The following is a 15,986-nucleotide window of genomic DNA, read 5'->3' as shown; positions in this document are numbered from 1 at the left end:
GCGCTTGCGATCACTGCTGGGCCAGCGGTAGATACACCCGGTTGCCGTGCTCGGCGAACTCACGCGACTTCTCCGCCATGCCCTCGGACATGGCCGCCTCGATCGCTTCCTCGCTGTCCAGGCCGTGCTTGGCGGCGTAGTCGCGGACATCCTGGGTGATACGCATCGAGCAGAACTTGGGCCCACACATCGAGCAGAAGTGCGCGGTCTTGGCGGGTTCGGCGGGAAGCGTCTCGTCGTGGTACTCCCGCGCGGTGTCCGGGTCGAGCGACAGCGCGAACTGGTCGTTCCACCGGAACTCGAAGCGCGCCGTGCTCAATGCGTTGTCGCGTTCCTGCGCGTGGGGGTGCCCCTTGGCCAGATCGCCTGCGTGCGCGGCGATCTTGTAGGCGATGACGCCGTCCTTGACGTCTTTGCGGTCCGGCAGCCCCAGGTGTTCCTTGGGGGTGACGTAGCAGAGCATCGCGGTGCCGGCCTGGGCGATGATGGCCGCGCCGATCGCCGACGTGATGTGGTCGTAGGCCGGCGCGATGTCGGTGGCGAGCGGGCCCAGCGTGTAGAACGGGGCCTCCTCACACCACTCCTCTTCCAGGCGCACGTTCTCGACGATCTTGTGCATCGGGACGTGCCCCGGCCCCTCGATCATCACTTGCACGCCATGGGATTTCGCGATCTTCGTCAACTCGCCCAGGGTGCGCAGCTCGGCGAACTGCGCCGCATCGTTGGCGTCGGCGATCGATCCCGGCCGCAGGCCGTCGCCGAGGGAGAAGGTGACGTCGTAGCGGGCGAAGATCTCGCAAAGCTCGTCGAAGTTGGTGTACAGGAACGACTCCCGATGATGCGCCAGGCACCAGGCCGCCATGATCGAACCACCGCGCGAGACGATGCCGGTGACCCGCTTGGCGGTCAGCGGCACATAGCGCAACAGGACGCCGGCGTGCACGGTCATGTAGTCGACGCCCTGCTCGCACTGCTCGATCACGGTGTCGCGGTAGAGCTCCCAGGTGAGCTCGGTCGGGTCACCCTTGGTCTTCTCCAGGGCCTGGTAGATCGGCACCGTGCCGACCGGCACCGGGGAGTTTCGCAGGATCCACTCACGAGTTTCATGGATGTTCTTGCCGGTGGACAGGTCCATGATGGTGTCGGCGCCCCACCGGGTGGCCCACACCATCTTGTCGACCTCCTCGGCGATCGACGACGTCACCGCCGAGTTGCCGATGTTTGCGTTCACCTTGGTTGCAAACGCCTTGCCGATGATCATCGGCTCGATCTCGGGGTGGTTGTGGTTGGCCGGGATCACCGCGCGGCCCCGCGCGACCTCGTCGCGAACCAGCTCGGCGGGCATGCCCTCGCGGGCGGCGATGTAAGCCATCTCGGCGGTGATCTCGCCGGCGCGGGCGCGCTGCAGCTGGGTGCCGCGATCGCGGACCACCCCAGGCCGCGCCGGCAGCCCGGCCGTCAGATCGATCGACGCGTCCGGATCGGTGTACGGGCCCGAGGTGTCGTACAGGTCGAAGTCGTCGCCGGTCGACAGGTGCACGCGCCGCAGCGGCACCCGCAGGGTGACCCCGTCCGGGCCGGCGATCTCGCGGTAGGCCTTGCTGCTGCCCGCGATCGGGCCCGTGGTCACGGCCGGCTCAACACTGGGCGAAGCGGTGCCCGACGCAGTTCCGGAAAGGACATCAGTCATTTTTCATCTCCCTACGCCGGCATTACCCGGTCAGGTTCGTACGGTCGACGGCCCCGAGCCGTCCTCTCAGCGCACTCGGCGTGCGCTCCCGCGTCGTATGGATGGGTCCGCACGCGACGTTACCCCCACAAGACACCGCGTGGCACGATCGACGGCCATTTCCGCCGGGGCGGTAGCCGAGGGCATTCCCGTAGTGGAAAAATGCAAACGTGCAACAGCGCAGGCGAACAGGGGAATCGTCATCCAACGGGGACGGCGCGCGGTTTTCCGATCCCGTCGAGCCCGCCCCCGGATACCTGAACGTCGGCGCGTTCCGCTTCTGGTTCGTGGGTCAGCGCTGGGAGTGGTCGGACGAGGTCGCCAGGATGCACGGCTACGAACCGGGAGAGGTCGTGCCGACGACCAAACTGCTGATGTCGCACAAGCATCCCGACGACCGCGCGCATGTGCAGGAGCTGCTCGACTACGCGCTGCAGTCCGAGGAGTCGTTCTCGAGCAGGCACCGGTTCCTCGACACCGCGGGCACGGTGCACGACGCCATCGTCGTCGCCGACCGCATGCGCGACGAGTCGGGCGCCGTGCTGGGCACCGAGGGTTACTACATCGACCTCACCAACACCTTCGACGAGACCAGGCAAGAAGTGCTCGACGAGGCGCTGCCGGACCTGTTCGAGAGCCGCGCGGCCATCGAACAGGCCAAGGGCGTGCTGATGTTCGTCTACCGGGTGAGCGCCGAGCAGGCGTTCCGCGTGCTGCAGTGGCGCTCGCAGGAGACCAACATGAAACTTCGCGCACTGGCCAAGCAGTTGCTTGCCGAGGTGCCCACCTTGCCCGCGCCGGCGGCCGCTCTGCAGGGTCAATTCGACCATCTGCTGCTGACCGTGCACGAGAGGATCCCCCCCGAGCCCAGCGGGTAACCAGCCAATCGGTAAACGGGCAGTTCGGGTAGGGGATAATGTCTGGTGGTCTGCGATGCGCGACCGCGCATACCGCCGCGTCAGCGGGCTTCGCGGCTGCAGACCTCACGTTGGCTGCGGCGAAAGGCATGAAGTTGTTGGCGGTCGAACACGAGGCCCACGACGATGCAGTGATCGTGCGCGTCAAAGGCGATGTCGACTCCAGTACCGTCGCTGAGCTCGCCGCTCAGCTGAGCAACGCGCTCGGGCTGGCGTCGGCGCAGCCGGTCCGACCCGTGGTCGTCGATTTGTTGGCTGTCGAGTTCTTCGGAAGCGCTGCGCTGAACGCTGTGCTCGACTGCCACGAAGGCGGGAAAGCCGACGGGACGCCGGTTCGCCTGGTCGCCGACCACGACCAGGTGCTGCGACCGATTCAGGTCACCGAACTGGACCGCGTCTTCGACATCTACCCCACGCTTTCCGCGGCGTTGCAACGAAGACGACAGTGATGGATTCGCGACTGCCGGCTGACCTGGCCGCTGCTGTTTCCCTGGGCGGTGAGATGGGCCGGCGGTTCGCTGAATTCGACTGGGACGGTCATCCGCTGGGCCCGCCGCAACAATGGCCGGCCGAGTTTCGCGTGGCGGTGGTGACGGCGTTGACGTCGCGGTTTCCCATCGTGTTGTGGCTGGGCCCGCAGGATCTCTTCCTCGTCTACAACGATGCCTACATACCTGCTCTGGCCGACAAGCATCCGGCCGCGCTGGGGCGGCGCGGACGGGAGGTGTGGTGGGACATCTGGGACTCCATCGCGCCGATGCTCGCCGGGGTCGTCGCAACCGGTGAGGCGACGTGGGCGCGCGACCTCTTGCTGACCATGGTGATAGAAGGCCGACGGCAAGACCGGTATTTCACCTTCACTTACGGCCCGATGATCGCCGGTAACGGCGATGTCTCCGGGATCTTCTGTGCGGTCACCGAGACCACCGAGCGGGTGATGGGGGAACGGCGGCTGCACGTGCTCAACGCCGTCGCGTCCGCAGTGATGGAAACCCAGACCATTGATGACGCGGTGAACGCGACCGTCGAGATATGTGCGGCACAACCGGCGGATCTCCCGTTGATCGCCGTCTATGTCGCCGGCCCCGAAGGTGACGCCATGCTGCGGGGCGCTACAGCCTCGACGCTGGCATTCCTGCCGGATTCGCTCGCGCGGTTGACCCACTCGGACCGGGCGTCGTGGTCCCGGGGCGATGTACAAGAAATCGGCGACATCGCGGCAAGGTTTCCTCGCATCAAGGAAGTCCTGGGCGACGACTGCCCCGAGAGCGCGCTGGTGCTGCCGGTGGGTAGGCAGGCGAGGCCTGGGGCTTTGGTCGTCGGCACGAACCCGCGCTGTCCCCTCGACACGCAGTACCGCGGCTTCTGCCAACTGCTGGCCGACCAGCTGTCGTCGGCATTCGCCTCGATCGTCTCCTACGAGCAGCAACGGCAGCGAGCCGATGCGCTGGCCGAACTGGACCGGGCGAAGACGGCATTCTTGACCAACGTCAGCCACGAGTTCCGCACCCCGCTGACCCTGCTGCTGGGGCCGCTGGACGACGCGCTGTCGGACGCGGCAGCGGGTAGCGTGCTCGCGGAGCGGCTTACCACCGCCGGACGCAACGCGCGGCGGCTGCAGCGCCTGGTCGACTCGCTGCTCGACTTCTCCCGCATCGAGGCCGGCCGGGGCAACGCGAGGCTGGTGCGCACCGACGTCGGCGCGCTCACCGCGCAGATCGCGTCGTCGTTCACGGAGCTTTGTCACCGGGCCGGGCTCGAGCTCGAGCTGGACTGCGGGCCGGCCCTGGCCGACGTCGATCCGGGCATGTGGGAGACGATCCTTCTCAACCTGCTGTCCAATGCCGTCAAATACACGCTGCAAGGCACGATTTCGGTGCAGGTACGAACCGAGGCGGGGGACTGCGTGATCGCCGTGCGCGACACCGGGGTCGGCATCGGCGCCGAGGATCAAAAGCTGTTGTTCGAGCGCTTCTACCGCGCCGACAACGTTCGTGGCCGCAGCGTCGAGGGCACCGGGATCGGTTTGTCTCTGGTCCGGGGCCTGGTCGAATTGCACGGCGGCACTACGCAAATCGACAGCGAGTTGGACCGCGGGACCACCGTGACCGTCAGGGTGCCGCGATCGCTGTCGGGCGCGGTCGTCGGCCCGTCGCACGCCGGGCCCGATGCGACCAATCCGTATGTCGCCGAGGCCAGTCAGTGGGTGATGACGGCCGCCGAACCCGTCGCCGCCGGGCCCGAGAGGACCCGCCAACTGGTGCTGATAGCCGACGACAACGCGGACATGCGGGCGCACCTGGACCGGGTGTTGTCGGCCCGCTGGGAGACGGCTCTGGTCGGCGACGGCGAGTCGGCGCTGGCCGCGACCCGGAAGTTACGCCCGGACGCGATCGTCACCGACGTGATGATGCCCGGGCTCGACGGCTTCGGCTTCGTCGCCGCCGTACGCGCCGACCCGGAATTGGCCGCGACGCCGATCCTGATGCTGTCCGCCCGCGCCGGCGCCGAGGCCGTCGACGAGGGCTACGCCGGCGGGGCCGACGACTATCTGCCCAAGCCGTTCCGGTCCCAAGAGCTGATCGACCGGCTGGCGTCGAGGTTGTCCGCCGTCGGCCGCGAGCGTGACCGGCAGCGTCGCGAGGCACAATCGGGCCTGGCCGCCGAACTGGTGCACCTCGACTCGGCGCTGCAGGGCGCCGGCTCGGTCGGCGAGATCATGGACGCCCTGCTGGGTTCCTCCTTCGGCTCGGGCGACGCCGGTGCGGTCGCGATCGGAGTCGTCGACTCCGAGCAGTCCGTGCGCTTCGAATACGCCGGCGATCTGCCCTCGGAGATCCGCGACCGCTACCACGTCGTCGCCCACGACGCCCCGCTGATCGGAGCCGATGTCGTGCGCACCGGTGAGCCGATGGTCGTCACCGACACGTTCGAGCTGCCACCGCGCTACGCGCACGCCGTGCAGGACAGCGCCGCGAGCATCCGCGCCTGCGTAGCCCACCCGCTGCGGGATGGCTCCGACCGCATCCTGGGTGTGCTGGTGCTGCTGTGGCCCGCGCCGCGCCAATTCGACGCCGCCGAGCTCGAAGCCTTCGCCCGCATGGGCGAGCTCACCTCCGCTGCCCTGGACCGGGTCCGTCTGATGGCCCGCGAACACGAGATCGCCGTCGACTTCCAAGAGCACCTGCTGGAGCTGGATCGCGGCTCCACCGCCGCGGTCGTGTCGGCCGTCTATCAGCCGGCGGCGGAGGCGATGCGGGTCGGCGGTGACTGGTATTCGGTCACCCCGCTGGATCACCCCGGCAGGATCGCGATATCGGTCGGTGATGTGGTCGGGCACGGCCTGGCCGCGGCGATCGTGATGAGCAGGCTGCGTGCCGCGGTCGCCGCCTCCGCGCTCACCGCGGGCGAGCCGGACGCGGTGCTGGGCGCCCTGGACCGATATGCCGCCAGCGTCGCCGGAGCGCGCTGCGCGACGGTGGCGTACGCCCAGATCGACACCGAAGCCCGCGGCGGCGCTGCCACCATTAGCTACAGCTGCGCCGGACACCCCTATCCGCTGCTGGTGCTACCCGACGGGCGCGCGGTCTACCTGGAGTCCGGCCGGCGTGCCCCGGTGTCGGTGAAGGCAAACGGTGTGCACGGGGCGTCGGACCAACCGCCCGGTGACACCGCGACGGCCGAGCTGCCGGCGGGCGGTTTGATTCTGCTCTACACCGACGGACTCATGGAACGGGCCGGCGAGTCGCTCGACGACGGATTCGACCGCCTGCGGGCGGTCGCGGCGCAGTGCGTCGGCCTGCCCGTGGAACAGATCTGCGCGGAGCTGCTGGCCCGGATGGCCCCGCCGTCCGGCTACCGCGACGACGTCGTGGTGCTCGCGCTGCGGCCAAGCCACGCGGCCGCGGGCAGCTTCGCCACCGTGGTGCCGGCCGCACCCGCTCAGATCCCCGTCGCGCGCCACCAGCTGCGGGATTGGCTGGACTCAATCGTCGTCGCGCCGGGTCGCAAAACCGACATTCTGTTGGCAACCGGCGAGGCGGTCACCAACGCGATCGAACACGGCAGCCGCAACGAGCCACGCGAGACGGTGTCGATCGAGGCCTTCCTGCGAGACGACGCCGTCGCGATCACCGTCAGTGACACCGGCCGGTGGGTCGGCGATTCGTCGGCCAGCCTGCGCAGCCGCCGCCGCGGGCGCGGCCTCACCCTGATGAGCGGGCTGGCCGACCACGTCGAAACGCGTCGCACCCCGGCCGGCACCCGGGTCACCTTGCGGTTCGACCACGCGGTCGCGGAAAGCTCAGCCGCGAGCTGACCGGCTCTAGGCCTCCTCCATCGCCTCGCCGAGCTCTTCCAGCAGCTTGTTGTGGTGGTTGCTGGCCAGGAAGTGTCCGGCGGCGACGACCAGGGCCACCGGCCAGTCGATGAGTTCGAGGGCGGCCAGGGCCGCCAGCCCACCGAAGTAGGCCAGCTGCTCTGGCCTGGGGATTTCCACCTGGCCGATCGCGGGCAGGTTCACCGCGAAGGTCTCACCTTCGCGGACCTTCGCCACCGCCTCGCGCTGAGATGTGCCGCGCCGCGACTTCTTTTCCGCCATCATTTGCCTTTCGGTAACGAAGGGTTTCCCATCTCGCTGGGTCGCGCGTCCACCGTCGGACTTATGTCGACGATGACCGGCACCGGGGGCGATCCGCTAGTTTCGTCGTTTGCTTCGGTGCTGAGGGTGCCGCTACTCGAACTCTATGCGCTGTTGTGGCGCGCCGGGGTTGTCGAGATCCGGCACAACGATCGTGCGCCGCGCCGCGGCGCGAAGGCGCACTCCCGGGTGGTTCGGGGCCCGATTTGTCCGGATCCATCCGCCCACTCCGACGGTCGCGTGGTGCGCCTGCCGTTGCCGGAGTCGGCCTCCGCGGTGTACGGCCGGGCAACCGGCTGATCGGCAGCGGGCGCTAGTTGGTGCTGCGCAATTTCGTGGTGCCCGCTCGGCGTCCGGCCGTCTTCTTGGCCGTGGACTTCGCGGGGGCTTTCGCGGGCGCCGCTTTGCGCGGCGCCGGCTGGGCGGGCACCGCCTTGAGGTTCGCCTTGACGGCGCGGGTTTCGCCCTCCTGGTGCCGGCTCAACTTCTGCAACAGCAGAGCGCTGCCGCCGACCGCCAGCAGCAGCGGCCACTCGACCAATCCGGCGACGCCGAGCGCGCCGATGGCCAGCGCCGCCGCGGGCGCCGAGTGGCTACCGCTGCTCATGCCGCGCTTGACGCCCTCCGCGGCTCCGGTGACGCCACCGATGACCCCGTTGACCGCCGCGCCGCCCACGGCACCGGCGGCCGCGGTCGTCGCGGTCGCCGCGCGGTTCACCGCCTGACTCACGCCTCGGACTGCTCCGCCGATGACACTCATGATGACTCCCTGCCATTGTTTCTAATCCTCAAAGCCTGCCACCATGTCTTCGCGCAGACAACGAGAAGCCGCATGAGAATTGCGTGAGCTTGATGTGAGGCGGGGTTGAACCCGGCCGTCAGGGATTCGGCTCGGCGCGCCTCACATCGATGAGCACCGGCGCGTGATCGCTGGCCGCCTTGCCTTTGCGTTCTTCGCGGACGATCTGCGCGTCGATCACGCGGCCCGCCAAAGCCGGTGAGCCCAGGATGAAATCGATGCGCATGCCTTGTCGCTTCGGAAACCGCAACTGGGTGTAGTCCCAGTAGGTGTAGACACCGGGACCCGGCGTGAAAGGTCGCACCACATCGGCGAATTGCGCCTCGACAATGGCTTGGAAGGCGCGGCGTTCGGGCTCCGAGACATGCGTGGCGCCGGTGTAGAACTCCATACTCCAGACGTCGTCGTCCTGCGGGGCGATATTCCAGTCACCGGCCAGCGCGATCGCCGCGGTGGGATCGTCGCGCAACCAGCCCGACGCCGAATCGCGCAGTGCGGCAAGCCATTCGAGTTTGTATGTGTAATGCGGATCGCCCAGGGACCGGCCGTTGGGAACGTAGAGGCTCCACATCCGGACGCCACCGCACGTGGCGGCCAAAGCCCGGGCTTCCGCGGTGGCCGCGACTTCTGGCTTGCTGCTCCAGGCGGGCTGGCCGTCGAATCCGATCTGCACATCGTCCAGGCCGACGCGCGAGGCGATCGCCACCCCATTCCACTGGTTGAAACCGACGTGGGCCACTTCGTAGCCGAGTTCGAAGAACGGCAGGGTGGGGAACTGGCCGTCGGAGCATTTGGTCTCCTGCATGGCCAGCACGTCGACGTCGGCGCGGGCCAGCCAGTCGATGACGCGGGGCAGCCGGGAACGAATCGAGTTGACGTTCCAGGTGGCAAGCCGCAGCGGCGATCGCAAGCGCGGCGCAGCCGGGCGCGGCGGGTCGCCGCCATCAGTTGTCCCGTCGGGCATGACTAAACGCTAGCCGGGGGCACCGGGACGTACCGACGGCGGTGGTGCGGCCGGAATCCCAGCGCCGCGGCCAGCGTCGTCGCGCCGGTGTCGGGTATCGACAGGTAGCCGCGCGTCGCGCCGCGATCGGCGCCCCAGGCCAACAACGCCTCGCACACCTCCGCCGCCGTCCGCTCGTCGTCGTCCGCTACCGCCGAGATGCCCACCCAGCGCGTGCCATCGGGTGCGTCGGTCACGGCGGCACGCGCGACCGCGGTGCCGGCGTGCGTGCCGAACGCCAGCTCAACCCCGCCCTCGCCCGAACGCTGCTCCAGCGTGACGCTCGGGTCCGGCCGTGACGCCGGCGTGACGCTCGACAGGTCGCGCACCAGCATCCGCTCCACGTGTTCGGCCGCCAGGCCGGGCGGCAACCGCAACAAGCGGTCGGGCACGGCCAGCCGCGGCGTCAGGCCGCGCTCCGCGTACCACACGACGATCGCCGGGACGGTGCTCAGCTGAGCCGAAAGATCCAGCGGCACCGCGGAATTGACGACCAGACCGCCGCCGTGACCGGCGCGCAGCAGCCAGCCGTGCAGCCACAGATGTTCCGCGCCCGGCCACGCCGCGGCGGCGGCATGCTCGAGCGCGCGGATCTGCGAGGTGCGGATGGGGGTGTCGGTGAGCACCCGCAGCGCGACCGCATCGGAGGGCGCGAACTCGACGACCGCGCCGGACTTCGTCCGCACCCGCACGATCGGGTCGACCGCCAGCAGGTGGCCCACCGCATCGGTCAACGGCGGCACCGAACCGGCCAGGCGGCGGTAGCGCACCGCCACCCGCGTTCCCGGGTCGGGCCACGAAACCATCAGTGGCCGAACGGATCCGGTCCCTCGCCGGGCGTCCAGGACAGGCCCGGAACGCCCCAATTATGGGATTTGACGGCGCGTTTCGCGCTGCGGGCATGCCGGCCGATGAGGCGGTCCACGTAGAGGAAGCCATCCAGGTGCCCGGTCTCGTGCTGCAGCATTCGCGCGAACAGGTCGTTGCCTTCGATGGACACCGGCTTGCCGTCGGCATCGAGTCCGGTGACCCGGGCCCACTTGGCGCGCCCGGTGGGGAAGGACTCGCCGGGCACTGACAGGCAACCCTCGTCGTCGTTGTCCGGGTCGGGCATGGTCTCGGGTATCTCGGAGGTTTCCAAAACCGGGTTGACGACGACACCGCGGCGGCGCTCGGTGCGGCCGCGGTCGTCGGCGCAGTCGTAGACGAAGACCCGCAAGCCGACGCCGATTTGGTTGGCCGCCAGCCCCACCCCGTGCGCGGCGTCCATGGTGTCGTACATGTTCGCGATCAACTCGGCCAGATCCGCCGGCAGCGACCCGTCGGCAGCGACCGGCACCGGCTGCGTCGGGGTATGCAGGACGGGATCTCCCACGATGCGGATCGGAACGACTGCCATGGTCGGCTAAGCTACCGCACGCCCGTGGGCCGCCCGGCCCGCGATCGACGTCTGGGCAATCTTGGTCAATCGGCCGACTCGCGGGTCTGGATGACGGCTTGAGGGTTTGGCGCGTGTTTCAATATTCGCCGAAACACGCCCTTAGCTAAGTCAAGTCATTCGAGCAGTTCGGAATTCGCCGAAAGGGTCCAGGGGAAGCGATATGGACAGCGCCATGGCGCGGGCAAATCGATCGGGGGACGACTCTGAGATCGCAGATGGGCTGACCCGCCGCGAGCACGACATCTTGGCCTTCGAGCGCCAGTGGTGGAAGTTCGCCGGGGTGAAGGAAGACGCCATCAAGGAGTTGTTCTCGATGTCGGCGACGCGTTACTACCAAGTGCTCAACGCGCTCGTCGACCGGCCCGAGGCCCTGGCCGCCGACCCGATGCTGGTGAAACGGCTGCGCCGGCTGCGCGCCAGCAGGCAGAAGGCGCGTGCGGCGCGGCGCCTCGGCTTCGAGGTGACCTGACTCGTTACAGTAGGGCTCGATGAAAGAACGAGTTCCCGACTCCACCGGACTGCCGTTGCGGGCAATGGTGATGGTGCTGTTGTTCCTCGGCGTCATTTTTCTGCTGCTCGGTTGGCAGGCGCTGGGGTCCTCTGGGAGCTCCGACGACGATTCCGCGTCGGCGGTGTCCAGCACCAGCGCCACCAGCTCGGCGACGACGTCGGCCACCAACAAGCCCGCGAGCACCCAGGCCGAGGTGCAGATCTACAACATCTCCTCGAAAGAGGGTGTGGCATCGCGCACCAAGGATCAGCTGACGTCCGCGGGATTCAAGGTCACCAAGGTCGACAACATGGTTGTGCCCGACGTTTCCGCCACCACGGTCTACTACACCGACGCCGGTGACGAGCACGCCACGGCCGATGCGGTGGGCAAGAACCTGGGCGCACCCGTCGAACCGCGAATTCCCGCGCTCAGCGGCGAGCCGCCGGGTGTCATCGTCCTCGTCGCGGGCTAGGTAAGGGCTAGGCTGCAGGCTATGCCTAAGCTGCCCCCGTTGGTTCTGGCCGGATGCGTCGTGCTGCTGGGCGCGTGTTCGTCGCCGCAGCAGGCGTCGTCGGTTCCGGGCACCACCCCCGCGGTGTGGACCGGATCGCCGTCCCCCGCGGGCGAGAAAGCCTCGGAGCCCGCAGCCGAGACGGCCCCGGGCATGACCACGCACCTCAAGGCGCCGGACGGCACCCAGGTCGCCACCGCGAAGTTCGAATTCAACAACGGCTATGCCACCATCACCATCGAGACGACCGCCAACGGCGTGCTCACGCCCGGCTTCCACGATGTGCACATCCATAAGGTCGGCAAGTGTGAGCCGAACTCGGTGGCCCCGAACGGCGGCGCGCCGGGAGACTTCCTTTCCGCCGGCGACCACTTCCAGGCGCCCGGGCACACCGGCGAGCCCGCCAGTGGCGCCCTGCCCCCGTTGCAGGTTCGCAAGGACGGCTCGGCAACGTTGATGACCACCACGGACGCATTCGCCATGGAGGATCTGCTCACCGGGCAGAAGACCGCGATCATCATCCACGCCGGTGCGGAGACCCATGGGACGCAGGGTCCCAACGACATGACGATGAGTACCGGTGACCCCGGCAAGCGGGTGGCGTGCGGTGTCATCGGTGCCGGCTAACCGGGCCAGCTCGCGCATCGATTTCGCCCGTTCACCACGGCCGACCCTCGGGGTCGAGTGGGAGTTCGCGCTCGTCGACGCGCAGACCCGCGACCTGAGCAACGAAGCCACCGCGGTGATCGCGGAGATCGGCGAAAACCCGCGTGTGCACAAGGAATTGCTGCGCAACACCGTCGAGGTGGTCACCGGCATCTGCCGCACCGCGGGCGAGGCCATGGAGGACCTGCGGCAGACGCTCGGCCCGGCGCGCCGCGTCGTCCGGGATCGCGGCATGGAGCTGTTCTGTGCCGGCACACACCCGTTCGCGCAGTGGAGTTCTCAGAAATTCACCGACGCCCCGCGCTATGCCGAACTGATCAAGCGCACCCAATGGTGGGGACGGCAGATGCTGATCTGGGGTGTCCACGTGCACGTCGGCATCTCCTCGCCGAACAAGGTGATGCCGATCATGACGTCGCTGCTCAACTACTACCCGCACCTGCTGGCGCTGTCGGCGTCGTCACCGTGGTGGACGGGCGTGGACACCGGATACGCCAGCAACCGCGCGATGATGTTTCAGCAGCTGCCCACCGCGGGGCTGCCGTTCCAATTTCAGACGTGGTCGGAGTTCGAACGCTTCGTCTACGACCAGAAGAAGACCGGCATCATCGACCACGTCGACGAAGTCCGTTGGGACATCAGGCCTTCCCCGCACCTGGGTACGCTCGAAATGCGGATCTGCGACGGCGTGTCCAACCTGCGCGAGTTGGGTGCGCTGGTCGCCCTGACCCACTGCCTGGTGGTCGACCTCGACCGCAGGCTGGAAGCCGACGAGTCGTTGCCGAGCATGCCGCCCTGGCACAACCAGGAGAACAAGTGGCGCGCCGCCCGCTACGGCCTGGACGCGGTGATCATCCTGGACGCCGACAGCAACGAGCGGTTGGTCACCGAGGATCTCGACGACGTGCTGAACCGGCTGGAGCCGGTGGCCAAGAAGCTGAATTGCGTCGACGAGCTGGCAGCGGTGGCCGACATCCCGCGGCAGGGCGCCTCCTACCAGCGGCAGCGCCGGGTCGCCGAAGAACATGACGGCGACCTGCGTGCGGTCGTCGACGCGCTGGTGGCCGAACTGGTGATCTGATGACGGAAACCCTTGTGCTGGCGATGTTTCCACTGGAGTCAGCGCTGCTGCCCGGCCAGGGCCTGCCGCTGCGGATCTTCGAGCCGCGCTATGGCGCGCTGGTGCGGCACTGCATGGACACCGGCGACCCGTTCGGCGTGGTACTGATCTCGCGCGGGCGCGAGGTCGGTGGCGGTGACGCGCGGTGCGACGTCGGCGTGTTGTCCCGGATTGCCGAATGCGCCGACCACGGCGCGGGTCGGTACACGTTGAATTGCCATACCGGAGAACGCATTCGGGTGCCCGAATGGCTGCCCGACGACCCGTATCCGCGGGCGACGGTCGAGTTGTGGCCCGACGAGCCCGGCGATGCGGTGTCCGACGCGCAGCTGCTCGACCTCGAAGACCGGGCCATGGCCCTGTTCGAACGGATCGCGCAGGCGCGCGACATCACGCTCCCCGGCCGTGAGGTGATCCTGGGGCGGGACCGGACCGGACCGGCGGGGAAGCGCTTGTTCGCGTTGGCGTCTCGCATTCCCATCGGCACCGCCGACCGCTACTCGGTGCTGTCGGCGCCGGGGGCCGCCGAGCGCCTGATCGCGCTGCGCGAAGCCGTGGACGCGCTCGCCGAGGTGGTGGAGTTTCAGCTTTCGGAATGACGTGAAGGACGGGTGCATGAAGGTACAGCTTCAGGTCAGCGGTTCACCGGTGCGGGCGGCGGCGAGTGCCGCCGACATCGCCGCGACCGGCGCGGACGGGCTGTTCACCTTCGAGGGCCAGCACGACGTCTTCTTTCCGCTGCTGATCGCCGCCGGAACGACCGGCCTGGACCTGATGACCAACGTGGCGATCGCCCCGCCGCGCAGTCCGTTGCACCTGGCGCACTCCGCCTACGACCTGCAGCTCTACAGCGGTGGCCGGTTCCGCCTCGGCCTCGGATCGCAGATCAAGGTGCACATCGAAAAGCGTTATGGCACTAGCTGGGACAGGCCGGCGCCGCGGATGGCCGAAGCCATCGCCGCGATCAAGGCGATCTTCGCTGCGTGGGAAGGCCAGGCGCGCTTAAACTTTCGCGGCGAGTTCTACACGCATACCCTCATGGCGCCCAACTTCAATCCCGGTCCCAACCCGTTCGGGCCGCCGCCGGTGCTGCTGGGTGCGCTGGGGCCGGTGATGACCCGCACCGCCGCGGAGGTTGCCGACGGTCTGTTGGTGATGCCGTTCAACAGTGCCGACCATTTCGCCGAGCGCACCGTGCCCGCGATCGGCGAGGGGCTGCGCCGCTCGGGGCGAACGTTCGACGAGTTTCAGATCATCGCCCAGGCCATGGTTGCCGTCGGCCGCGACGAGGCCGACCTGGCGACCGCGATCAACGGCGTGGCTTCCCTCATCGCGTTCTACGGCTCGACGCCGGCCTACCTGCCCGTGCTGCAGGTGGAGGGTTGGGCCGACGCCCAGCCCGAACTCAACGCGCTGTCCAAGCAGGGCCGCTTCCCCGAGATGCGCCGGCTGATCACCGACGAGATGGTGGCCCGGATCGGGATCGTCGGCACGCCCGAGGAATGCGCGCGGCAAATCGCCGCGCGGTTCGGCGAGCACGCCGACGAGGTGTGCTGTTATTTTCCCGGCTACACTGCCCGCCCCGCCGACGTCGCCGACATGATCGGCGCCCTGCACCGCGTGCCGGCCCTGCGATGAGCGCCGACCTGACGGTCGAAATCGATTGCGGCGTGGCGGTGCTCACGCTCAACCGGCCCGAGCAGCTCAACGCCTACACCGCCGAGATGGGTGCGCTGCTGAGCAGGGCCTACCGGGATTGCGACGAGGACGACGACGTCCGGGCCATCGTGCTCACCGGCGCGGGCCGCGCGCTTTGTGCCGGGGCCGACTTCTCCGGCGACGCAAGCCCGTTCGACGCGCCCCGGCGCGCGCTGCGCCGCATCAGCCGCGGCGCCACCGCCCGGTGCAGCGGGCCGATGAACGCCCAGACCGCCCGGGCGGCGACCCGGCGGCGGTAGTGCAGGCGGGTGGTGAGCACCGCCCGCCGACCGTCCTGGCGGCGCAGCGTCAGCTCGCCGAGCATCAGCGGCCCGCGGGTCGCCAGCACCAGTTCGTCGGGATCCGAACGAATGATCGGCCAGCCGATGAGGTGACCGGCCGAGCGGGGCGGACCCAGCCGCAACCGCAGCACGTTGCGGTGGATCCACAGCACCAGGCGTCCGCCCGCGCCCGGCCTGTCGCCGAGCCCGTCGCGAAAGGCTTCTTCGGCGGTGCGCGCGTCGCCGGCGGCGATGGGCACCTCGAAGACGTCCACGTAATCGGCCGCGGTCTCACCGGTCTGCGCGCGCTCGTCGAGCACCGCCGCCGCAACGCGTTTCAGGGTTCGCCGCACGACGACGCGATGCCCGCCGGAGCCGATCACCAGCGCCCGATAGGCCTTGCCGCGGATACCGGGGAAGTCCGCCCAGGTGGCCGCCCGCAACCGGGTGCGCGCGGGGCCGTCGAGCGCGTCCAGCTCGAACACCCATCGGTAGACCGCGAACCAGTGGCGACCCTTGAGCGCGAATCGCGCCGGCGGTCGGGCTTCGTCCAGGGCGAAGCCGAACGGCACGGTCGACGGATCGAGCGGATCGCGACACATCACCCGCAGCAGCGCCGCCCACGTGTCTTCGCGGCCGGCGTCGATGGTTATGGCATGCTCATCGATATAGGGTAATCGTTCCATATA

16 protein-coding genes, 2 pseudogenes and 1 riboswitch are annotated in these 15,986 nt (G+C 68.7%); of the genes and pseudogenes, 11 read left to right on the top strand and 7 right to left on the bottom strand.

Annotation, left to right across the window (positions count from 1 at the left end; translation table 11 throughout):
• Positions 1-10: 10 nt before the first annotated feature.
• The gene (gene thiC, locus AC5Y7E_RS06780) at positions 11-1,690 is read right to left on the bottom strand and encodes a phosphomethylpyrimidine synthase ThiC (RefSeq protein ID WP_499948084.1); all 1,680 of its coding nucleotides are present in this window, start codon (positions 1,688-1,690) and stop codon (positions 11-13) included.
• A riboswitch (TPP riboswitch) is annotated at positions 1,682-1,792 on the bottom strand. Its footprint overlaps the gene before it by 9 nt.
• A gap of 107 nt (positions 1,793-1,899) precedes the next feature.
• On the opposite strand from thiC, the gene AC5Y7E_RS06775 reads away from it, so the two are divergent.
• From AC5Y7E_RS06775 to AC5Y7E_RS06765, 3 genes are all read left to right on the top strand, one after another.
• Positions 1,900-2,607, top strand: a complete 708-nt coding sequence (locus tag AC5Y7E_RS06775; RefSeq protein ID WP_499948082.1) for a PAS and ANTAR domain-containing protein — start codon at positions 1,900-1,902, stop codon at positions 2,605-2,607.
• Between the two features lie 128 nt (positions 2,608-2,735).
• Positions 2,736-3,095: an STAS domain-containing protein gene (locus AC5Y7E_RS06770; RefSeq protein WP_499948080.1), complete on the top strand. Its 360-nt coding sequence runs from the start codon at positions 2,736-2,738 to the stop codon at positions 3,093-3,095.
• Positions 3,095-6,964, top strand: a complete 3,870-nt coding sequence (locus AC5Y7E_RS06765) for an ATP-binding protein (RefSeq protein ID WP_499948079.1) — start codon at positions 3,095-3,097, stop codon at positions 6,962-6,964. The genes AC5Y7E_RS06770 and AC5Y7E_RS06765 overlap by 1 nt, the downstream gene beginning before the upstream one ends.
• Positions 6,965-6,970: 6 nt before the next feature.
• On the opposite strand, the gene AC5Y7E_RS06760 is transcribed toward AC5Y7E_RS06765, so the two are convergent.
• Positions 6,971-7,246, bottom strand: a complete 276-nt coding sequence (locus tag AC5Y7E_RS06760) for a hypothetical protein (protein ID WP_499918243.1) — start codon at positions 7,244-7,246, stop codon at positions 6,971-6,973.
• Between the two features lie 63 nt (positions 7,247-7,309).
• On the opposite strand from AC5Y7E_RS06760, the gene AC5Y7E_RS06755 reads away from it, so the two are divergent.
• Positions 7,310-7,585 carry an Rv1535 domain-containing protein gene (locus AC5Y7E_RS06755; RefSeq protein WP_499917951.1) on the top strand — a complete coding sequence of 92 codons (276 nt, stop codon included), beginning with the start codon at positions 7,310-7,312 and terminating at the stop codon, positions 7,583-7,585.
• 13 nt (positions 7,586-7,598) lie between these two features.
• On the opposite strand, the gene AC5Y7E_RS06750 is transcribed toward AC5Y7E_RS06755, so the two are convergent.
• The 4 genes from AC5Y7E_RS06750 to AC5Y7E_RS06735 all read right to left on the bottom strand — a co-directional run bounded on the left by AC5Y7E_RS06750 (position 7,599) and on the right by AC5Y7E_RS06735 (position 10,486).
• A complete protein-coding gene (locus AC5Y7E_RS06750) occupies positions 7,599-8,045 on the bottom strand; it encodes a hypothetical protein (RefSeq protein WP_499948077.1) in 447 nt (148 codons plus the stop codon).
• 118 nt (positions 8,046-8,163) lie between these two features.
• Positions 8,164-8,982, bottom strand: coding sequence for an exodeoxyribonuclease III (locus AC5Y7E_RS06745; protein WP_499948331.1), 819 nt, complete (start codon positions 8,980-8,982; stop codon positions 8,164-8,166).
• A gap of 68 nt (positions 8,983-9,050) precedes the next feature.
• Positions 9,051-9,893, bottom strand: coding sequence for a GNAT family N-acetyltransferase, cg3035/Rv0428c family (locus AC5Y7E_RS06740; protein WP_499948075.1), 843 nt, complete (start codon positions 9,891-9,893; stop codon positions 9,051-9,053).
• Positions 9,893-10,486 (bottom strand): peptide deformylase, encoded by a 594-nt coding sequence (locus AC5Y7E_RS06735; RefSeq protein WP_499948074.1) that lies wholly within the window; start codon positions 10,484-10,486, stop codon positions 9,893-9,895. Before AC5Y7E_RS06735 ends, AC5Y7E_RS06740 begins: the two co-directional genes overlap by 1 nt.
• Positions 10,487-10,688: 202 nt before the next feature.
• Here AC5Y7E_RS06735 and napA point away from each other — a divergent pair, with 202 nt between their 5' ends.
• The 7 genes and pseudogenes from napA to AC5Y7E_RS06700 all read left to right on the top strand — a co-directional run.
• Positions 10,689-10,997 carry a nucleoid-associated protein NapA gene (napA, locus tag AC5Y7E_RS06730; RefSeq protein ID WP_007768412.1) on the top strand — a complete coding sequence of 103 codons (309 nt, stop codon included), beginning with the start codon at positions 10,689-10,691 and terminating at the stop codon, positions 10,995-10,997.
• A gap of 19 nt (positions 10,998-11,016) precedes the next feature.
• Complete coding sequence (locus AC5Y7E_RS06725) at positions 11,017-11,493, top strand: LytR C-terminal domain-containing protein (protein ID WP_499917955.1); 477 nt, start codon at positions 11,017-11,019, stop codon at positions 11,491-11,493.
• 21 nt (positions 11,494-11,514) lie between these two features.
• Positions 11,515-12,159, top strand: coding sequence for a superoxide dismutase[Cu-Zn] (gene sodC, locus AC5Y7E_RS06720; RefSeq protein ID WP_499917956.1), 645 nt, complete (start codon positions 11,515-11,517; stop codon positions 12,157-12,159).
• Entirely contained in the window at positions 12,149-13,279 is a 1,131-nt protein-coding gene (locus AC5Y7E_RS06715) for a glutamate--cysteine ligase (protein ID WP_499948330.1), read from the top strand. The genes sodC and AC5Y7E_RS06715 overlap by 11 nt, the downstream gene beginning before the upstream one ends.
• Entirely contained in the window at positions 13,279-13,917 is a 639-nt protein-coding gene (locus tag AC5Y7E_RS06710; RefSeq protein ID WP_499948072.1) for an LON peptidase substrate-binding domain-containing protein, read from the top strand. The genes AC5Y7E_RS06715 and AC5Y7E_RS06710 overlap by 1 nt, the downstream gene beginning before the upstream one ends.
• Positions 13,918-13,933: 16 nt before the next feature.
• Complete coding sequence (locus tag AC5Y7E_RS06705) at positions 13,934-14,956, top strand: TIGR03617 family F420-dependent LLM class oxidoreductase (RefSeq protein ID WP_499948071.1); 1,023 nt, start codon at positions 13,934-13,936, stop codon at positions 14,954-14,956.
• A pseudogene (locus tag AC5Y7E_RS06700) lies at positions 14,953-15,180 on the top strand (enoyl-CoA hydratase-related protein); the annotation flags it as partial. The gene AC5Y7E_RS06705 and the pseudogene AC5Y7E_RS06700, both read left to right, overlap by 4 nt.
• Positions 15,181-15,185: 5 nt before the next feature.
• Here the strand turns inward: AC5Y7E_RS06700 and AC5Y7E_RS06695 are convergent.
• A pseudogene (locus tag AC5Y7E_RS06695) lies at positions 15,186-15,983 on the bottom strand (DUF2867 domain-containing protein); the annotation flags it as partial.
• Between the last annotated feature and the right edge of the window lie 3 nt (positions 15,984-15,986).

The organism is Mycobacterium sp. NGS17, assembly GCF_059813205.1.
This window is presented reverse-complemented; position numbering and strand designations above follow the sequence as displayed.